Raw genomic sequence first — 19,186 nt, 5'->3', positions numbered from 1 at the left:
TAAAAATCTTAAAGATTACTATATAAATCAATTACATCACCATCCGCCACCTGTACGATTGCTTTTTTATAAGCTGCCGTTTTACCAGTGATCATTCCTGTTTTTGTAAACTTGGAACTACGATCCGGGCGAACATTAATTGTTCGAACTTTATCAACAGAAACTCCATAAGCTGCTTCTACAGCTTTTTTAATTTCTACCTTATTAGCTTTCTTATCCACTACAAAGCCATAACGGTTAAAAAGTTCGCTATCCGATGTTGCTTTTTCTGTAATAATAGGTTTAATTAAAATACTCATGGTTTCTAATTACTTAAATTCGTTTCAATTCCTTTCAAAGAACCTTCTAAAAGCACCAAGCTATTTGCATTCATTATCTTATAAGTACTTAATTCAGAATACGTTATAACTTCAGAACTCTTTAAATTACGTGACGACAAATATACGTTTTTATTTGACTCACCCAACACAAACAAGGTTTTTTTATCCTGAACCCCTAAAGAGTTTAAAACATTGGTAAAATTCTTTGTTTTTATAGTATCAAAAGAGAAATCTTCGATTACTGTAATTTGTTTATCGGTTGCTTTTAAACTTAAAGCTGACTTTCTTGCCAACTTCTTTAAATTTTTATTTAGTTTAAAAGAATAATTACGTGGTCTTGGACCAAAAATTCTACCACCTCCTTTAAAAATAGGAGACTTAATACTACCTGCCCTTGCCGTACCAGTTCCTTTTTGTTTCTTTATTTTTCTGGTACTTCCGGTAATTTCAGCTCTTTCTTTAGCTTTATGGGTACCTTGACGTTGATTTGCCAAATATTGTTTTACATCCAGATAAACTGCATGGGTATTGGGTTCAATACCGAAAACTTCATTAGAAAGGTCTGCCTTTCTACCTGTTTCTTTTCCGTTGATATCTAATACTGCTATCTCCATTACTTCTGAATTGTTACGTACGCATTTTTATGCCCGGGAACACAACCTTTTACTACTAATAGGTTTTTATCTAAAACTACTTTTAATACTCTTAGGTTTTGAACTTTTACTTTTTCTCCGCCCATTCTTCCGGCCATCTTCATACCTTTAAAAACACGAGCGGGATAAGAAGCGGCTCCAATAGAACCAGGTGCTCTTAATCGGTTATGTTGCCCATGAGTTGCTTGTCCTACACCGCCAAAACCATGACGCTTTACCACTCCTTGAAAACCTTTACCTTTAGAAGTTCCGGATATATCTACGAACTCTCCCTCAATAAAATGTTCAACAGTTAGCACATCTCCTAATTTAAAATCCTCCTCAAAACCTTGAAATTCTACGATTCGACGTTTTGCAGCAGTTCCCGCTTTTTTAAAATGACCTAAGGCCGCTTTAGTTGCGTTTTTGTCTGCTTTGTCATCGAAACCTAGCTGAATTGCTTCGTAGCCGTCAACTTCTTCGGTTCTGACTTGGGTAACAACGCATGGACCTGCTTGTATGACGGTACATGGAATATTCTTTCCATTCTCGTCATAAATACTAGTCATGCCAATCTTTTTTCCAATTAACCCAGACATATTTATTAATTTAAAATTATGAAATCAAAGTGGTAGTTATTCTAACCCACTTTTCTTTCGTTTACAAAATTTATTTCAAATAAAACGGGATCAAACACATTTCGATCCCGAATTGTATTTTCCGTTTTTCTCTTGCACGCAGCTTGAGACATGTTTTTTAATTCGGAATTTTGAATTCAGAATTAATTTTTTATTCCAATTAAAACCGGAATTTAATATTAGCTAACTTTTCATAGAAAAAACAAAGATCTTTCTTCATAATCTTTAGAAAAGCTAAACATAAAAGCATTTCAATTTATTCGCTCTCAGCCTGTGCTGGGATTTGATACTTCTAACCATTCAATTTGCTTCGCTCTTGAAAGCTAAGAATTATCAAACCTTGATTTCGACCTCTACTCCACTTGGTAATTCAAGTTTCATTAAGGCGTCAATAGTTTTTGATGAAGAGCTATAAATATCCAATAATCGTTTATATGAACTTAACTGAAATTGCTCTCTTGATTTTTTATTTACATGTGGTGAACGTAATACCGTAAATAATTTTTTATGTGTTGGTAAAGGAATAGGCCCTGTTACTACAGCTCCGGTACTCTTTACTGTCTTTACAATTTTCTCTGCAGACTTATCTACTAGATTATGATCGTATGACTTTAATTTTATTCTGATTTTTTGACTCATTGCTGTACTACTTAAGCGTTAACTCCTTTTGCTGCTGCAATTACTTCTTCTGAAATATTAGAAGGTGTTTCAGCATAATGTGAAAATTCCATAGTTGAGGTTGCTCTACCTGATGATAAGGTTCTTAAGGTTGTAACATACCCGAACATTTCAGATAAAGGCACCGTAGCTTTTACCGTTTTGGCACCTGCCCTGTCTCCCATATCGCTAACCTGTCCTCGCCTTCTATTCAAATCACCTACAATATCACCCATATTTTCTTCGGGAGTAATTACTTCCAATTTCATAATAGGCTCCATAATTACTGCTTTTGCCGCCTTTGCCGAATTTTTAAATCCTAACTTGGCTGCCAACTCAAAAGATAGTTGATCCGAATCTACATCATGGTAAGAACCATCCTTTAAAGTAACTTTCATAGCATCCACTTCGTATCCTGCTAAAGGACCGTTAACCATAGCCATTTTAAATCCTTTTTCAATAGATGGGATAAATTCTTTAGGAACATTTCCTCCTTTAATCTCAGATATAAATTCTAATCCTTCTTTTCCTTCTTCGGCTGGCTCTATAGTAAATACAATATCTGCAAACTTACCTCGGCCACCGGATTGCTTTTTATAGACTTCTCTATGATCAGCAGCTTGGGTAATTGCTTCTTTGTACTCTACTTGCGGTTGTCCTTGATTTACTTCAACCTTAAATTCTCGTTTTAAACGATCTACAATAATATCCAGGTGTAATTCACCCATTCCGGATATAATAGTCTGACCTGAAGCTTCATCTGTTCTTACGGTAAAAGTTGGATCTTCTTCAGCTAATTTACCAAGTGCCATTCCCAATTTATCGACGTCAGCTTTAGTTTTTGGTTCCACTGCAATACCAATCACCGGATCCGGGAAGTCCATTGATTCTAATATAATTGGATTTTTTTCATCAGTCATGGTATCACCTGTCTTGATGTCTTTAAATCCAACCGCTGCACCAATATCCCCTGCCTCTATAAAATCAATAGCATTTTGCTTATTAGAATGCATTTGATAGATTCTGGAAATACGTTCTTTCTTACCTGATCTATTATTTAAGATATAAGAACCTGCATCAAGTCTTCCGGAATATGCACGGAAAAACGCTAATCGCCCTACGAAAGGATCGGTAGCAATTTTAAAAGCCAATGCTGCAAAAGGTTCTTTTACATCTGGTTTACGCAGCTCTTCTTCTTCAGTATTAGGATTTACTCCGGTAATACCTTCTTTATCCGTAGGAGAAGGTAAGTATCTACATACGGCATCCAGTAAAAACTGAACTCCTTTATTTTTAAAGGCAGATCCGCAAATCATAGGAATGATAGACATATCCATTACAGCAGCTCTTAAAGCAGCATGTACTTCATCTTCTGTAATAGAATCTTCATCTTCCATATATTTCTCAAGAAGGTCTTCATCATATGCAGCAACTTCTTCAATAAGTTTACCACGTAAAATTTTAGCTTCTTCTTTAAGATCTTCGGGAATATCTACTATATCAAAAGTAGATCCCTGTGTTTCATCATGCCAGATAATAGCACGGTTTTTTACTAGATCTACAATACCTTTAAAATCAGATTCATCACCAATATTTAATACAATAGGTACGGCATTCGAACCTAACATATCTTTGACCTGTTGGCAAACTGCCATAAAGTTAGAACCTTGTCGGTCCATTTTATTTACGAAACCTATTCGAGGTACTTTGTAATTATCGGCAAGACGCCAGTTAGTTTCAGATTGTGGCTCTACACCATCCACTGCACTAAATAGAAATACCAGTCCGTCTAATACTCTTAAAGATCGGTTTACCTCTACGGTAAAATCAACGTGTCCAGGAGTATCAATTATATTAAAGTGGTATCCTTTTGTATCGCTAACAGGTTTTCCGTTTTCTGTTGGAAAGTTCCAGGTACAGGTGGTAGCTGCAGAGGTAATGGTAATACCTCTCTCTTGCTCTTGCTCCATCCAGTCCATAGTAGCTGCGCCATCATGCACCTCACCTATCTTGTGACTTACTCCTGTGTAGTATAAAATACGTTCTGTAGTCGTAGTCTTACCAGCATCAATATGTGCGGCAATACCTATATTTCTTGTATATTTTAAATCTCTAGCCATTTCTCAGGAATTAAAATCTAAAGTGTGAAAATGCTTTATTTGCTTCTGCCATTTTATGAGTATCTACTCTCTTTTTAACTGCAGCGCCTTCTTCTTTTTCTGCTGCAATAATTTCAGCAGCTAATTTCTGTGCCATAGACTTTTCATTTCTCTTTCTAGAAAACTGAATAAGCCATTTCATTGCAGTAGATACTTTTCTATCTGGTCGAATAGGGTTTGGAATTTGAAAAGTAGCTCCTCCTACTCTTCGACTTCGCACTTCTACGTGAGGCATTACATTGGATAATGCATCCTTCCACATTTCAAGTGCGGTTTTTTCTTCGTTTTGCTTTCTTTCGTCAACTAGGTCAATAGCATCATAAAATATTTTAAACGCTACTGATTTTTTACCGTCCCACATCATCATGTTTACAAAACGGGTTACTAGCTGATCGTTAAACCTAGGATCTGGTAAAATAGGTCTTTTTTTCGCCTTTCTTTTTCTCATGTTTACTTAGTTACTTGATTGATAAAGAGGTTTCCATTTTTAACCCTCCCTATAATACTTCTTACTTTTTAGGGCGTTTTGCACCGTACTTAGACCTTCTTTGCGTTCTACCTTCAACACCAGCGGTGTCTAAAGCTCCACGAACAATATGATATCTAACTCCCGGCAAATCTTTCACCCTACCGCCTCTAACCAATACTATCGAGTGCTCTTGTAAATTGTGTCCTTCGCCACCTATGTACGCATTTACCTCTTTACCGTTAGTTAACCGTACCCTTGCAACTTTACGCATTGCAGAATTTGGTTTTTTAGGTGTAGTGGTATAAACACGCGTACACACTCCGCGACGTTGCGGGCACGAATCCAAAGCAGCCGATTTACTCTTCTTGGTTATTTTGGCTCTACCTTTTCGTACTAATTGTGAAATTGTTGGCATAATTTGCTTATACTATTTTATTGATTTTAAACAATCCCTTTTTTATTAAGGGCTGCAAATGTAGAAATATTTATCTGTAAATCAAATCTTAATTCATTAATTTTGAAATAGTTTTTAGATCATGGATGAACAGCATTCTATAATTCTTTAACTTTTCTGATAAAATTGAACAGATTCAGTTGAAATATACGTACTACTTTATAATTTTTATCTTGTTATCAGTTGGTACTTCCTATGCTCAAAAAGAAAATTATCTAAACTTGACCGTCACTGGAAAAGACAGTTTAGAAACTTCTATTATTCGTGAAGTATTTAATAAAAGTAAATTCAAAAGTTACGATAGTTTAACCACGTATGTTTCCAAAAAGATCATTACCCTACAAAAAAAAGGTTTTATAGATCTTCAAAAGAAACCTGGAGAAAAGATTAGTGATTCGGTTTTAACTATTACTATTTATTTGAATAAGAAATATGAGCATCTGACTATTTATTATGACCAAAAGCAACTTCCGATAGCAACTATTAAACAAATTTCAAAAGTCTATACGGATAGTACGTTTGCTTTACCTTTTGAAAAAATAACTACTAGCTTACTTCAAATTAATGAATTTTATAGTAATTCCGGAAACCCTTTTACCTCAGTTACTCTAAAAAATATTAGGAAGAGAGATTCTGAAGTGACGGCTTTGCTTCAAATTCAAAAGTCTAAACAAAGAAAAACTAATAAAGTAATTGTCAAGAATTATTTAAAATTTCCAAGATCATTCTTAAAATACTACAGTGGTTTAAAAAATGGAAAAACTTTTAGTAAGGATTTAATTGTCGAAAAATCTAAATTACTGGACAATCTCCAGTTTGTAAATAACATAAAGGAGCCGGAAGTTCTGTTTACTAAAGACTCTACTATTGTTTATCTTTATTTAGACAAAGTGCCCGCCAACGTTTTTGATGGGTTTATCGGGTTTTCAAATGATTCCGAATCTCAAGATTTTGAATTAAATGGAAATATAAACGTTACTCTTTTAAACAATTTAAATTTTGGGGAAGAATTATTTATCAACTACAAAGCGAACGGGGGGGAACAACAGCGCTTTAAGATTAGTACTAAATTACCTTACTTGTTTAAAAGTCCTGTAGGAATAAATGCCGGATTAACTATTTTCAGACAAGACTCTACTTTTGTCACTACTGACCAACAACTTAACCTAACCTACCAGGCAACTCCTAAAAGTAGTATAACTTTAGGTTATGAACGGTCTACATCAAATAGTCTTTTGGACACGTTAGCTCCTACTAATATTATTGATTATACATCTAATTTTGTAAAAGGCGGGGTAACTTATCAGATCCCGAGATCTCATAATTTTTTTCCAATAAAACTAGGTATCCAAACTTCTATCTCTACGGGAAACCGAAACTCAAACAACACTACTATTAATCAACAGAAAGGAAATTTTATATTAAGCTATACGCCTGCGCTTAATAGTCGAAACTTTATTTATTTTGAAAATCAGTCTGCTCTTATTTTATCAGATTCTGTTTTTACTAATGAACTGTATCGATTTGGCGGATTAACTTCTATACGTGGTTTTGAAGAAAATTCAATTAACAGTTCTCTTTATTCCGTATTTAGAACTGAATACCGCTACCTATTATCTTCAAATCTCTACATACATTCCATTTTGGATTTTGCCTATTTTGAAGATAACACTACTAACCTGTCATCTAATCTAAGCACCGTAGGTTTTGGGATCGCTTTTAATACCAAAACCGGAATCTTTAAGCTACAATTTGCAAATGGCAAAACCGATGAAACTAATTTTAAATTTTCTAATACCAAAGTCCATTTGAGTTTATTGGCGAGGTTTTGATAGAAGTTTTTATAAAATTTTAGAAGTCAAGAATTACTAATTCCTCAAAATAAAGTTATTTTTTTTGGATACTGATAAAAAATTAAAATTTATACTGTAATATTAAAAAATAGTCCTATCCCATATTGTATATACTTCAATTCCATAGTTTTTAAAGTTTTCTTTTATTTCCAATAAAAGTTGTTTTATTAAGTATTTATTCACATTTTTGGTGTTGGCTAATTCAAATAATTAAATATGAAAACAAAGTTATGTGGGATTCTAATGCTTTTTATAGCATTAGTAGTGCATCCTTTATTTGCACAAGAACAATCTATCTCCGGTACGGTGACTGATCCATCGGGTTTGCCTTTACCTGGTGTTAATGTAGTTGTAAAGAATTCCAGTAATGGAACTCAGACAGATTTTGATGGGAAATATAGTATTTCTGCAAATAATGATGATGTATTGAGTTTCAGTTTTGTTGGTTTTGCAACTCAGGAAGTTACTGTAGGGTCTACTTCTACAATCGATATTCAACTTGCCGAAGATGCCGCTCAATTAGATGAGGTTATTGTAACCGCACAGGGTATTACGAGAGAGAAAAAGTCTTTAGGATATAGTGTAAGTACTGTTTCTTCTGAAGAAATTCAACAACAACCTCAGGGGGATATTGGGCGAATACTCCAAGGTAAAGCAGCCGGTATAAACATTACAGCAACCAACGGCGTTTCTGGTTCTGGAACCAACTTTATTATTCGTGGTTACAATTCTATTTCAGGAAGCAATCAACCTCTTTTTATAGTCGACGGAATTCCTTTCGACGGAGGGGCTAATGAACAAACCGCATTTTTTGATTCTGTAACTGAATCAAGTAGATTTTTGGACTTAGACCCAAATTCTATTGAGGATGTCAAAGTTTTAAAAGGGCTTAGTGCTACGGTTTTATATGGAGAGCGAGGAAGTAATGGGGTAGTTTTAATTACTACAAAAAGTGGTAGTAAGAGAGTGGCTAATAGAAAACTGGAAGTAACCGTATCAAGTTCTTATTTTATCAATGAAGCAGTTTTACCTAAGTTTCAAACAGAATTTGGAGGTGGTTTTCATCAAGGTTTTGGTTTTTTCTTTAGTAACTGGGGGCCAAATTTCAATAATACCGATCCAGCACCGTACGGTACTTCATTTAGAGGTGTTGCTGAGGATGGTACCATACTAGTAGAACATCCCTTTGGACGTCTTTCAGATGCTTCTCTACAAGTAGGTTTTGAAGACTTGATAAATTCTAACTATAGATATCAAAACTATAATAGTGTAGAAAACTTCTTTAGAACCGGTAGTGTTAGTGATAATTCGATAAGTGTTCGAGGATCTTCGGATAAAGCTACTTATAACTTAAGTTTAGGGAATTTGGAAGACACGGGATTCACGCCTGGTAATAAACTTAGAAGAACTACCATTTCCATGGGAGGTAACGCAAATTTAACTAATAACCTCAATGTAAGTGGAACCTTAAACTATGCTAATACGGACTACAAAACTCCACCTATTGCTGCTTCTGCAGGAAGTGGAACTGTAGGAGATGGTTCGTCTGTTTTTGGAGATGTTTTATATACACCGCGTAGTGTAGATTTATTAGGTCTTCCATTTCAAACAGCAGACGGAAGAAGTATCTATTATCGATCCGGAAATGATATTCAAAATCCTCTATGGACGGTTAATAATGCAGAAACTAATCAAAATACTAGTCGTATCTTTGGAAGTTTTGCTTTCAACTACAATTTCAGTGATAATATCGGTGCAAATTATCAATACACCATTGATGATTACACCGAGTTTGGTTCATACGGTCAAAATAGAGGCGGTGTAGATGGTAATCCTCTAGGAATCTTTCGAACCACACAATCGCGTAATCAAATTCAAAGTCATACAATTAATTTGAATTATGATAAGAATATTACGGAAGATTGGAATCTAAGAGTTATTGTAGGTGGACAATCTAGAAATGATTTCTTCGAACGGGATGGGGTTGAAAGTACAGAACAATTAGCATTTGGAGTATTAGAACATTTTAACTTTGTAAACCACGCTACTGTTAATAGTTTTACCGGGAATAATATTGCTTTTAGATCTGAAGAAAATCAATTAGGTTTATATTCTGATATAACCTTCGGATATAAGGGCGCTTTCTTTATTAACTTAGCAGGAAGAAACGATTGGACTTCTACTTTAGAAACGGATAATTTTAGTTTATTTTATCCAGCTGCCAGTATTTCTTTTATTCCTACTGAATTATTTGATGGCTTAGTAGGTGACAATGGACTAGATTATCTTAAATTAAGAATTGGTTATGGTACCTCAGCTGGATTTCCTGTTCCTTTTGCTACCAGAAACACATTGGCCTTGACAACCCGAACCTTTGTAGATTCTCAAAGTAGTGTAATTTCAAGTAATGCCGTAAGTAATAGATTAGGAAATCCTAATTTGGAACCTGAAGAATTTCGTGAAGTGGAAGCAGGTATTGACACTCAATTTTTCAATAACAAATTAACTTTAAATGTTAGTGTTTATAAAAAAGAATCAATAAATCTAATTACTGATCAATTTTTAGATCCTGCCTCAGGATTCTCAGTAACTCAGATAAATGCTGGTTCATTAGAAAATGAAGGTATTGAAATTGATTTTGGTATAAAACCTATTACCACTGAAAATTTTAGGTGGGAATTAAACGGAAACTTTTTTGCGGATCAAAATGAGATAACAGAACTTCCAGAAGGTACTGACCAAATTGCTTTAACTAATACAATAAATGGTAGTGCGGCTAACTACGCTATAGTAGGACAACCCTTTGGTGTTTTACAAGGTAGTGCGGTGCAGACAGATGATAACGGAAATCGCATTGTTGGTTCAAATGGGGAATATTTACAAACTACAGATATAGAAATTATTGGTGATCCTAATCCTGATTGGACTGCTGGTTTAACTAGTTCTTTTACCTTCTTTAAGGATTTTACTTTATCTGCTAATATGTTATATAGGCATGGAGGTGATATTTATTCACTAACTGCAGGAACACTTTTAGGGAGAGGAACCGTTAGTTTTCCAATCGATCGAACTGCAACTTACATTCTACCTGGTGTAAAGCAGGACGGAACACCAAATGATATTCAGGTTACTGCTACCACCGTTGGATTTAATACTATAGGATTTGGACCTAATGAACTACAAGTTTATGATGGCACTACTATTAGATTGCAAGAAGTTAGTTTAACGTATACCATGCCAGAAAGATTTTTAAAAAACACATTTTTTGGTTCACTATCCTTATCTTTAAGAGGAAACAATATTTGGTATAAAGCAGTTAACTTTCCTGACGATATCCGTTTTGATACGAATACGTTAAGTACTGGAGTAGGAAATGGTCAAGGTATCGACTTCATTACAGGTCCATCTTCGCGTAGATATGGTGTAAGTGTGAGGGCAACTTTTTAATAAAAATGAAAATGAAACATACATATAAACTTATAGATTATGTATTTGCAACGGTGATTGCAACTACATTACTGTTCTTCACATCATGTGAAACTACAGAATTAGAAATATTAGATAGCCCTAATGCATTAACTCCGGAGGAAGCGGATATTGACTTGTTTTTAAACTCCATTCAAGTAGGATTAGCTGCATTTTTTGATGGTGATCAGCTAAATGATAATGCAGGAATCTCCGAAAATGGTATGGAAGTTACTCGAATTTTACATGCTTTTGGACCTATATATGATAATATTTATTTACCATCCAGAACAGATATTTTATATCAAAATGCTTACGCTGGACCGCTAATTGATGGGCGAACTATGATTCCATTAGCAGAAGAAGCAGAGTTATATACCCATATAGGTATTTCGCAAGTAGTGGAAGCATATATTATAATGGGATTTGTTGATTTATATGGTCCAGTGCCTTACTCTGAGGCGTTACAAGGTGCCGATTTTTTAAATCCTAATCTTGATAGCGGTCAAGATGTTTACGAAGCTGTTGAATCCTTATTAAATCAAGCTATTGAAAACTTTAATAGAGATGAAGCTAGTTTACCAGCTAATGATCTCTATTATGACGGTGATGAATCTAAATGGATTAAATTAGCAAACACATTAAAATTAAAATTATATATCCAAACTAGATTAGTAGATTCTGATGCAGGTTCTAAAATTAATGCTTTATTATCTGAGGGGAATTTAATTTTAACTACAGATGATGATTTTGAATTTCAATATTCGACTACTGATGCTAATCCTGATAGTAGACATCCTATATTTGGCCGAAATTTTGACGTAGCTGCTGATGTTACGGATTACATGAGTAACTCCTATATGACTTTAGTAAAAGATGACTATACAGATGGAGATCCTAGAACTCGTTATTATTTCTATAGGCAATCTTTAGATTTTACGATGGATCCTAATGAAAATGAATGTATTACTATTGCACGTCCTATACACTATTCATCATCTGACACTTATTGCAATCCTGGAGATGGATATTGGGGAAGAGATCATTTAGATAACGATGGTATTCCTCCTGATGGTGGATTAAGAACTACTTGGGGAGTTTATCCAATAGGAGGTCTTTTTGACGATCAACGAGGAACTCCTATACCAGGAAGGGATATAGGATTACAAGGGGCAGGTATTTCTCCTATTATGTTATCTTCATTTACTAACTTTATGCTTGCTGAAGGTGCTCTTACTATTGGTGTGGACGGAGATGCTCGAGGTTATTTAGAAGAAGCGGTAAGACAGTCGATTTCTAAGGTTGTATCTTTCGGCGAACGTTTAGATTATTTAGATAATGTAGTAGTTCCTGATGATCCAGATACTGATGCGGATGAAGAGCGTACTATTCGAGATTTCTATGTTCCAAGTAATGATGATATTGAAGATTATGTTGAAGATGTTTTAGAAAGATATGATAGTTTATCTGGAAATGATCGATTAGAATTAGTCGTTATCGAATATTTTAAAGCGTTATATGGAAACGGACTAGAAGCTTATAATACATATCGTAGAACAGGATTTCCATCTATGTTACAACCAGCATTAGAGCCTCAACCTGGAGAGTTTATAAATTCGTTTTTATACCCTCAAGAATTATTTCAACAGAATTCAAATGTAGATCAAAAACCAAATCAAGCCGTTCGCGTATTCTGGGCAGAAGGCGGGCCGACGGTTGATTAAAACTTAAGAAAATATGAAATATTATAATTTAACATTTAAACTAATTCTTTGCATGTTGTTTTTAATTGCATGTGAAGAAGAAGATAAAAATCCATTTGCTCTAGATGATTTAGAATCGGCAGCGGTTTTAAGAACGCTTGAGCTAGTAAATTTAGAAGTAGATATTAACGATATCACCAACTCGCAAATTGCAGTTAGAGTTCAAGCTGACGATTTTGTTAACAATGCTCAATTTGAATCAGTAGATGTTTTTGTAAGTTTTGTTGATACGTTCATTGATACTGATGGAGATTTAACTATGACAGATAGAGATGATGAGGATATTAGTAGACCTGATGCTTTAGTTAGAAATATTGCTGCTTCAGAATTTACAATGGATGAAAAAGGAAAACCGGTGAATACAATTACCATTGATGCAGCAGAGGCTATTAGTTTATTAAATCTTGAAGATGATCTAGACAGAGTAGATGGTGGTGATATTTTTAGAGTTCGATTAGCAATTAAATTAAATAATGGTTTAGTTTTTACAAATACTAATCTTAATGGTAATGTAACTGGGTTGTTTTTCAATTCACCTTTTCGCTACGATGCCAGCGTTGTTTGTGGTTATCCTAACACTTTTTTAATAGGAAATTATGAAATGGAAATTATTGAAGGTACTGGACCTTTCGGAATATTTGTTAATAGTGGAAATGTTTCTATTACAGCTACTTCAGGTACAGCTAGGGAGGTTACCTTGGATTATTTACCAGATGCTGGCCCTTTTAATTTTGCTTTAAAATTCAATTTAATTTGTGGTAAAGTTATTGTTCCTGAACAAGATTCTGGTGGAGGTCTAGGTTGTGGTGCAGGCAATATTCAGTTAGAAACTGAAAGTCTAATAACTGCTGGATTATTTGATGGGGATAGTCTTGATGATTCTAGTTTCACTATAAAATTTAATGATTTTACTGCAGATGGGGGATGCGGAGGTTCTGCTTATCCTGTAGAGTTAAAATTTACTAAAATTTAAATTTTATAGTCTTACTTTATCTTATATGCATGGGCTATCCTTTCGGATAGCCTATTTTATTTATAGTATATAACCATTTATAGTGATTAATGTTATGCACTAAAATAGTTAATTCAAGTTATCAATGTTACTAACTTATCAGATTTTAGCATAAACTATTTGCTGGGTAGCCTTAGTCAAAGAACCGCTATATGTTAATCTCGAATTACTAGCGTTAGTAAGAATTACCATTATAGTATTTAGGTTACTCTTACGACACGTTGGTTTTATGTTCTCTTTGAAAATATGAACCTCCATGTTAGGAAATAGGTTTTTCGGAGGGTTTGCTAATTATAGGTAATTCTATAGAGGATAAATCTTGTAGTAAGGATAATACACTGATTAGTTGATACTATAACTATTATTCTAATCAGAGGTTAAAAGGGTAAATTTTGTAAGTTCAATTTATCGTGATTTTAGATATTTAGTTGTTCCTTAAGAAAGGTTTAATTTGCAAGTATCTATTGGTCTATAGTTGATAATAGTTAATTTTAGGTAGCTAAAATTAAAGGGTTTTGTTTAAATTGGGTGTAAATACTAGCAATAGATATTAGGAAAAACGAAGTACTCCCCTCAAAAAGATTTGTTCAAACCCCACCTTATTGATTTTATAGATATGAGTCAAGAGTTGGTACTATTAGCAAATAAGGTTGATCGGGGTTATTTTGAAGATAGCTTTCGTAGTTTTTACTTTGAGAAAGGTCGTCCTTCCATGCTTATCCGTTTAATAGTGGGTTCGTTGTTGTTAAAATTTTGGTAGTGTCCATTTTAGTGTGTCTGGGGTTGTTTAGAAAAAGTTTTCAATCAAATTAACAATCACGTTTTTTTAGTTTATTCTCAAATTTAAAATTATAGGGTTACCCATTTAGTTCGCAATGATTTTTAATTGTTTGATAGTTATGGGTTCATGGCTAGTGCAACGTTCTATTATTTTATCTAGGATTGACACCCTGTGGTTCCGTCTATTGAACCTAAAGAAATATTCATCGATGTATTTTTGAAGGTATTCTTTATTACAATAAGAATGAACCCCTCTCAACCAGTTTTTAAAGTTCCTGATCTGTATGTGCAACATTTTAAAGTTTTTTCCTTTGTTTGATAAAGTTTGTTTCAAGTCAGGGTATTCTTCTTTGATTGGGTGATAACCAGGCCAACCATCCGCTAATATACTGGCATCATTCTTTATATGCGTGTCAAACAATGGTTTTAAAGACCTGGCGCTATAATCTTCTATAACTTTAGCATAGCCCCTTCCAGACTTACCATCCCTGTATTCAAAAGCAACGACTACCCTCATTTTCGTATCACTTTTACTTCTTCCCTGTTCCCCCTTTTAGGGTGTACCTATCTCGAACTCATCAACATGGACTTCATCTTCTAAAGGGTACTGCTCACTGCTTTCCATAGCTAACTGTACTTTCTGGCGAAATGCCCATGTTGTTTTTTGGTTCAAACCAAAACGTTCTGCTAACCAAATACTATTTGCCCCTTTCTTACTAGTGGAAACCTCGTAGAGCATCCCAAAGGCTTTAAGGATATCAAACTTAAGTTTATGAAATAGGGTTGCTGCCGTTGTAGATTCGTCATAACCGCATTTACTACAACGACGGCTATAAGGTTGCTTGCCCTTTGTGTAAGCAGTTGAGCTACATCTCCTACAACTATAGCCGTTTTCCCATTTTAATCTTGCCAAAAACTTATAACAATCTTCGTTAGTTGTAAACCGATCTATAAATACCTGTCTATCAAGCTCTTTTAATATCTTCATTTGTGAAATATTTACCTATAATTTACAAAATAATATCCTCACTTACAAGTATTTGAGACTTAAATGGGTAACCCTATTAAATTATATATGGGATAGGCATACTTTTTATTGCCTTTTTCTATGGCGACACTGGTAATTAAGGTTAATACTGATTCTTCGCTAGGGAGTCCGGACCTTACTTTAAGGGTCCTTCTTGCGCTTCTGTTAAAGCGTTCTATCCAGTTGGTAGTATAGAGCATTCTTTGTACCCTATGGTCAAAATCCAGATAAGTAAGGTAATCTTCCCATGGCACTTTGTCTATATGAGAGGTTAGTTTTGGGTAGTCTTTCCATTTGATCTTGATCTGGCCTATCTTTTTCATTGCCTTTTCCCGGGTATGACCTACTACACCTGGCGAGAGTACTTCTCTGAGGTCTTTTGCCAGTTCCGCTTTATCCTGATGGCGTACCCTTGCCTGCAAGTTTCGCTGCAAGTGTACGCAGCACAACTGATGCGGGGTAGCTTTCCACACGCTGGCTACAGCTGAGGTAATACCACTCAAGTTATCCGAGGCCACCAGCCCAACTGTTTGTAACCCCCGTTCTTTAAGTCCCTGTAGCACCAACCTCCAACCTGTAGCTGATTCATTGGGCAGGGTTTCTATAGCAATGACCTCCCGGGTATAATCTTCTTTTAAGGCTAGTATAATATAATAGCATTCGTTTTGGTATTTACCGTTGCGCCTGACTTTTACCTGCAACCCATCTATAAAGATGGCAAGGTAGTGGGACTCCAGGGTACGCTCTCGCCATAGGCGCATCTGATCATAAAAGCTTTGGGTGAAATTACTAATGCTACTTTTGCTATAGTGACGCCCATAGAGAGTTTGCATTACTTCACCGATATCCCGGGTAGTAAGCCCTTTACCGTAGAGCTGAAAACTTACCTCTCGAAGGTAACCTTCCTGCTCCCTAAATAGGGCTAGAAGTACTGGGCTAAACATCTCTGACGGTCCCGGGGGATGCGCAGTTCTAACTGGCAACCCTGACCAAAGACCTTCCCCAAACGGTAGCCATTGGCTTTATTACCTTGAGTAGCATTTGTAGCCAAAAATTCGCTGCGCTTGTTGTAAAGCATTGCGTTAAGTACCATTTCCAGAACATCGTTGAGTCCGGTTGGCTTTTCTAAAAATTTGCTCAGTACAAATTCAGTTTGTTTCTTTGTAAGATTCATGGTTTCCTTCAATTTTTAAAATTTTACAGTGATGTTAATTTTGTAAAATTGTTAAATTGTTGGAAACTTTTTCATTACACAGACACACTTTTTTGGACGGGTATCAAAACGCATGTATAACCTTTGGGGGGGGTGAGACCCTAGCAAAAGCCTAGGAGCATGACCCTTACATGCGGTATTTTTGTATGATGGATCACTTCGAGCATTGCTTTCCTACAGACCCTAGTTACTTTGTTCATTTCAGGGATAGGATTGGTACCTCCGGAATTGAGAAGATATTTGATTATTCGGTAAGTTTTCACGGCAGAAATGCCAGGGAAGATGTGGTATTCTCAGATACCACCGTCCAGGAGAAGAATACTACCTTTCCTACGGATGTTAAACTGGCAAAGAAAATTATTGATAAAGCTAATACTATTTGAAATATCTAGTTTTGTTGTGACGGTTTTTTGAAGCTTTTTTACTTTTATCAGATGAAAAAGAGGAGTTACGATTTAGATTTTAAAAGAACGATTGTCGAATTAGTCGTATCGGGCAAGCGTGTTAGTGAAGTTTGTAAGGAATATGATCTTGGAACCGGCATGGTAAATCGCTAGAGGCGAGAGTTTACTAAGAATTCTACGGATATAAAAAGTACCCAAGAAGTCTCGTAAATGCAGAAAGAGATTGTTAATTTGCGTAAAGAACTACGTGAGATCACTATGGAATGTGACATCTTAAAAAAGGCAGTGCGCATCTTCTCCAGGAGCGACCGGTAAGGTATCAGTTTATTGCTAACCATAAAGAAGAATATCCGGTTGAGAACCTGCCGGCAGGCAGAGTTGTGCAAGTATATGAGCGTAAGTAAGAATTCCTAATTATCATCGGGTAAAAACCAAATCCTTGGAAAAAACAAAAAAGTCTTTGATTTACCTTAAAGAACGTATTAAAATTTTATTTATACAGAACAAAACAATCTACGGTAGTAACCGCGTTAAAAAGGCATTGAAATGCGAAGGTTTGTTTTATACTATTTACACTTTAAAAGTACCGTTATACGATTTACGAGATAATATTTCGTATATTTAGATATGGGAAAACACATATCATTTGAAGTATTAGAGACTTCTTCACAACTACGTTCTATGATTGGTAAAGCATCACATTCTAAGAATGTTTTGCGGTTACAATCCTTGCTTTATATAAAAGAAAAGACTTTTAAAAAGCAATCTGATTTAGCAAAGCATTTGGGTTATAATGTCCGTACAATGGAGTTGTGGTTAAAAACATACAAAGAAGAAGGTATTGAAGCTATGTTAATTGGTTCAAAGCCTAGGAAGGCTAAAGAGCGTAAAGTGACCAAAGCTGTTCACACTGGTTTATCCAAAAGGTTGAATGATAGCTATCAAGGTTTTGAGAGTTACGTTCAGGCAGTAAATTGGGTCAAAGAGCAATACGGGATTAGCTACCCATACAATACCCTACGTGAATATATGATTGATGTTTTTGGTTCTAAAATCAAACAACCAAGAAAATCCCATATTAAGAAGGATCCGGAAGCTCAGGCTGATTTTTTAAAACTTACCAAATCTAATTTCTGAATTAAGATTAAGTCTAAATAAAGATATCTACGGTTCTATAAACCTTTACTTTCAAGATGAAGCCCGTTTTGGCTTAAAAACCCAGGTAGGTACAGTTATTACAGCTAAGTCTGTTGCCCCTAAAGTTAAGTTTCAACATAAATTTAAAAACACCTACCTCTATGGTGCGTACTCCCCAATAAATGGGACAGTATAGTCTTAGAGGTAGAAAATGTGAACAAAGAAATTTTCCATAACTATTTAAAGCAACTATCAGAGCATAAACCTTGTGAGTTAAAGATAGTAGTAATAGATAATGCAGGGTTTCATTCAACAAAAGATATGCTAATACCTGATAATATCAAACTCCTTAGGATACCACCATATACCCCTGAATTAAACCCTTGTGAGCAAGTCTGGGCTTATATCAAAAAGAGGTTTAAAAATAAAACGTATGAAAATTTAGAAGACCTAAAAGATTGGCTGAAGCAATTCGTTGATAGTATGAGCCAAGAAACAATAAAATCTATTGTTGGGAACCATCACTACTTAAACGCCTTTTATGCGAAATAAATAACCGTATATCGTATTAGTGGAATACACCCCAAAGTAATGTTCTACAAAATTCAGTGTACTAGATTCAATGCCAATTATCACTTGTTTGGGGAAGCGTTCAGCAAGGGTTGCAACCAAAATTACAAACAAAGGCTATTGTTCTACAAAGAGTATTATTATTATTATTATTATGGGGTAAAACTCCATGCTATTGGTTTTTGCAACCCAAACAAGTTACCCCATCCCGAATAGATGATAGTAACAAAGGCTTCTGTAAGCGACTTTACGGTCTTTAAAGAAGCCTGGTCAGAGAAAGTGAACCGGACATTTTTTGGTGATAAGATATATAATGGACAAAATTTCCTTACCGATATGAACAACAAGTTTAACTCCGAGATGCTAACCCCTGTAAAGGCTATAAAGGGAACGCCAGATGTTTTGAAAAAGTTTGATAAGGCAGTAAACGATTTGTATTCAAAGGCAGTCTCTAAAATAAGGCAACCTATTGAGGCTCTATTTAGTTGGATCATTGAAAAGTCAGATATACAAAAAGCCAGTAAGGTAAGGTCTACAAAAGGTTTAAACCTTCATATCTATGGAAGGTTAGCAGCTACTTTTATAACCCTGATTTTTAACTCTTGATTCGCATTATATATATGCTACTAATTA

19 protein-coding genes are annotated in these 19,186 nt (G+C 35.0%); 8 read left to right on the top strand and 11 right to left on the bottom strand.

The window, feature by feature from the left end; translation table 11 throughout:
• Positions 1-8: 8 nt before the first annotated feature.
• The 7 genes from rplW to rpsL all read right to left on the bottom strand — a co-directional run bounded on the left by rplW (position 9) and on the right by rpsL (position 5,290).
• Positions 9-299: a 50S ribosomal protein L23 gene (gene rplW / locus NBT05_RS09460; protein WP_265769622.1), complete on the bottom strand. Its 291-nt coding sequence runs from the start codon at positions 297-299 to the stop codon at positions 9-11.
• Between the two features lie 5 nt (positions 300-304).
• Complete coding sequence (rplD, locus tag NBT05_RS09455) at positions 305-934, bottom strand: 50S ribosomal protein L4 (protein WP_265769621.1); 630 nt, start codon at positions 932-934, stop codon at positions 305-307.
• On the bottom strand, positions 934-1,551 hold the full coding sequence (rplC, locus tag NBT05_RS09450; protein WP_265769620.1) for a 50S ribosomal protein L3: 618 nt from the start codon (positions 1,549-1,551) through the stop codon (positions 934-936). Before rplC ends, rplD begins: the two co-directional genes overlap by 1 nt.
• A 372-nt stretch (positions 1,552-1,923) precedes the next feature.
• Entirely contained in the window at positions 1,924-2,229 is a 306-nt protein-coding gene (gene rpsJ, locus NBT05_RS09445) for a 30S ribosomal protein S10 (RefSeq protein WP_265769619.1), read from the bottom strand.
• An 11-nt stretch (positions 2,230-2,240) separates the two neighbouring features.
• On the bottom strand, positions 2,241-4,367 hold the full coding sequence (gene fusA, locus NBT05_RS09440; protein WP_265769618.1) for an elongation factor G: 2,127 nt from the start codon (positions 4,365-4,367) through the stop codon (positions 2,241-2,243).
• A 10-nt stretch (positions 4,368-4,377) separates the two neighbouring features.
• Positions 4,378-4,854, bottom strand: a complete 477-nt coding sequence (rpsG, locus tag NBT05_RS09435; protein WP_265769617.1) for a 30S ribosomal protein S7 — start codon at positions 4,852-4,854, stop codon at positions 4,378-4,380.
• A 61-nt stretch (positions 4,855-4,915) separates the two neighbouring features.
• Positions 4,916-5,290 carry a 30S ribosomal protein S12 gene (gene rpsL / locus NBT05_RS09430; RefSeq protein ID WP_024770883.1) on the bottom strand — a complete coding sequence of 125 codons (375 nt, stop codon included), beginning with the start codon at positions 5,288-5,290 and terminating at the stop codon, positions 4,916-4,918.
• A gap of 179 nt (positions 5,291-5,469) precedes the next feature.
• Here rpsL and NBT05_RS09425 point away from each other — a divergent pair, with 179 nt between their 5' ends.
• The 4 genes from NBT05_RS09425 to NBT05_RS09410 all read left to right on the top strand — a co-directional run bounded on the left by NBT05_RS09425 (position 5,470) and on the right by NBT05_RS09410 (position 13,383).
• Complete coding sequence (locus NBT05_RS09425) at positions 5,470-7,161, top strand: hypothetical protein (protein WP_265769616.1); 1,692 nt, start codon at positions 5,470-5,472, stop codon at positions 7,159-7,161.
• 237 nt (positions 7,162-7,398) lie between these two features.
• Entirely contained in the window at positions 7,399-10,629 is a 3,231-nt protein-coding gene (locus tag NBT05_RS09420) for a SusC/RagA family TonB-linked outer membrane protein (RefSeq protein ID WP_265769615.1), read from the top strand.
• An 11-nt stretch (positions 10,630-10,640) separates the two neighbouring features.
• A complete protein-coding gene (locus NBT05_RS09415) occupies positions 10,641-12,371 on the top strand; it encodes a SusD/RagB family nutrient-binding outer membrane lipoprotein (protein ID WP_265769614.1) in 1,731 nt (576 codons plus the stop codon).
• Positions 12,372-12,384: 13 nt separating this feature from the next.
• Entirely contained in the window at positions 12,385-13,383 is a 999-nt protein-coding gene (locus tag NBT05_RS09410) for a hypothetical protein (RefSeq protein WP_265769613.1), read from the top strand.
• A 904-nt stretch (positions 13,384-14,287) separates the two neighbouring features.
• Here NBT05_RS09410 and NBT05_RS09405 read toward each other — a convergent pair.
• Genes NBT05_RS09405 through NBT05_RS09390 form a run of 4 tightly spaced genes read right to left on the bottom strand, consistent with a single transcriptional unit; the run spans position 14,288 to position 16,415 of the window.
• Positions 14,288-14,719: an IS1595 family transposase gene (locus tag NBT05_RS09405; protein ID WP_265769583.1), complete on the bottom strand. Its 432-nt coding sequence runs from the start codon at positions 14,717-14,719 to the stop codon at positions 14,288-14,290.
• Between the two features lie 36 nt (positions 14,720-14,755).
• Positions 14,756-15,190, bottom strand: coding sequence for an IS1595 family transposase (locus NBT05_RS09400; RefSeq protein ID WP_265769582.1), 435 nt, complete (start codon positions 15,188-15,190; stop codon positions 14,756-14,758).
• 59 nt (positions 15,191-15,249) lie between these two features.
• Complete coding sequence (locus NBT05_RS09395; protein WP_265769612.1) at positions 15,250-16,173, bottom strand: IS256 family transposase; 924 nt, start codon at positions 16,171-16,173, stop codon at positions 15,250-15,252.
• The gene (locus NBT05_RS09390; protein ID WP_265769611.1) at positions 16,152-16,415 is read right to left on the bottom strand and encodes a transposase; all 264 of its coding nucleotides are present in this window, start codon (positions 16,413-16,415) and stop codon (positions 16,152-16,154) included. Before NBT05_RS09390 ends, NBT05_RS09395 begins: the two co-directional genes overlap by 22 nt.
• A 173-nt stretch (positions 16,416-16,588) precedes the next feature.
• On the opposite strand from NBT05_RS09390, the gene NBT05_RS09385 reads away from it, so the two are divergent.
• From NBT05_RS09385 to NBT05_RS09370, 4 genes are all read left to right on the top strand, one after another.
• On the top strand, positions 16,589-16,825 hold the full coding sequence (locus NBT05_RS09385; protein WP_265769610.1) for a hypothetical protein: 237 nt from the start codon (positions 16,589-16,591) through the stop codon (positions 16,823-16,825).
• A gap of 648 nt (positions 16,826-17,473) precedes the next feature.
• On the top strand, positions 17,474-17,983 hold the full coding sequence (locus NBT05_RS09380; RefSeq protein ID WP_265769609.1) for a helix-turn-helix domain-containing protein: 510 nt from the start codon (positions 17,474-17,476) through the stop codon (positions 17,981-17,983).
• Positions 17,984-18,196: 213 nt separating this feature from the next.
• Positions 18,197-18,535, top strand: coding sequence for a transposase (locus tag NBT05_RS09375; protein ID WP_265769608.1), 339 nt, complete (start codon positions 18,197-18,199; stop codon positions 18,533-18,535).
• Between the two features lie 234 nt (positions 18,536-18,769).
• A complete protein-coding gene (locus tag NBT05_RS09370) occupies positions 18,770-19,159 on the top strand; it encodes a hypothetical protein (RefSeq protein ID WP_265769607.1) in 390 nt (129 codons plus the stop codon).
• The last annotated feature ends 27 nt before the right edge of the window (positions 19,160-19,186 follow it).

Source organism: Aquimarina sp. ERC-38 (genome assembly GCF_026222555.1).
In the GTDB taxonomy this organism is placed as follows: domain Bacteria; phylum Bacteroidota; class Bacteroidia; order Flavobacteriales; family Flavobacteriaceae; genus Aquimarina.
This window is presented reverse-complemented; position numbering and strand designations above follow the sequence as displayed.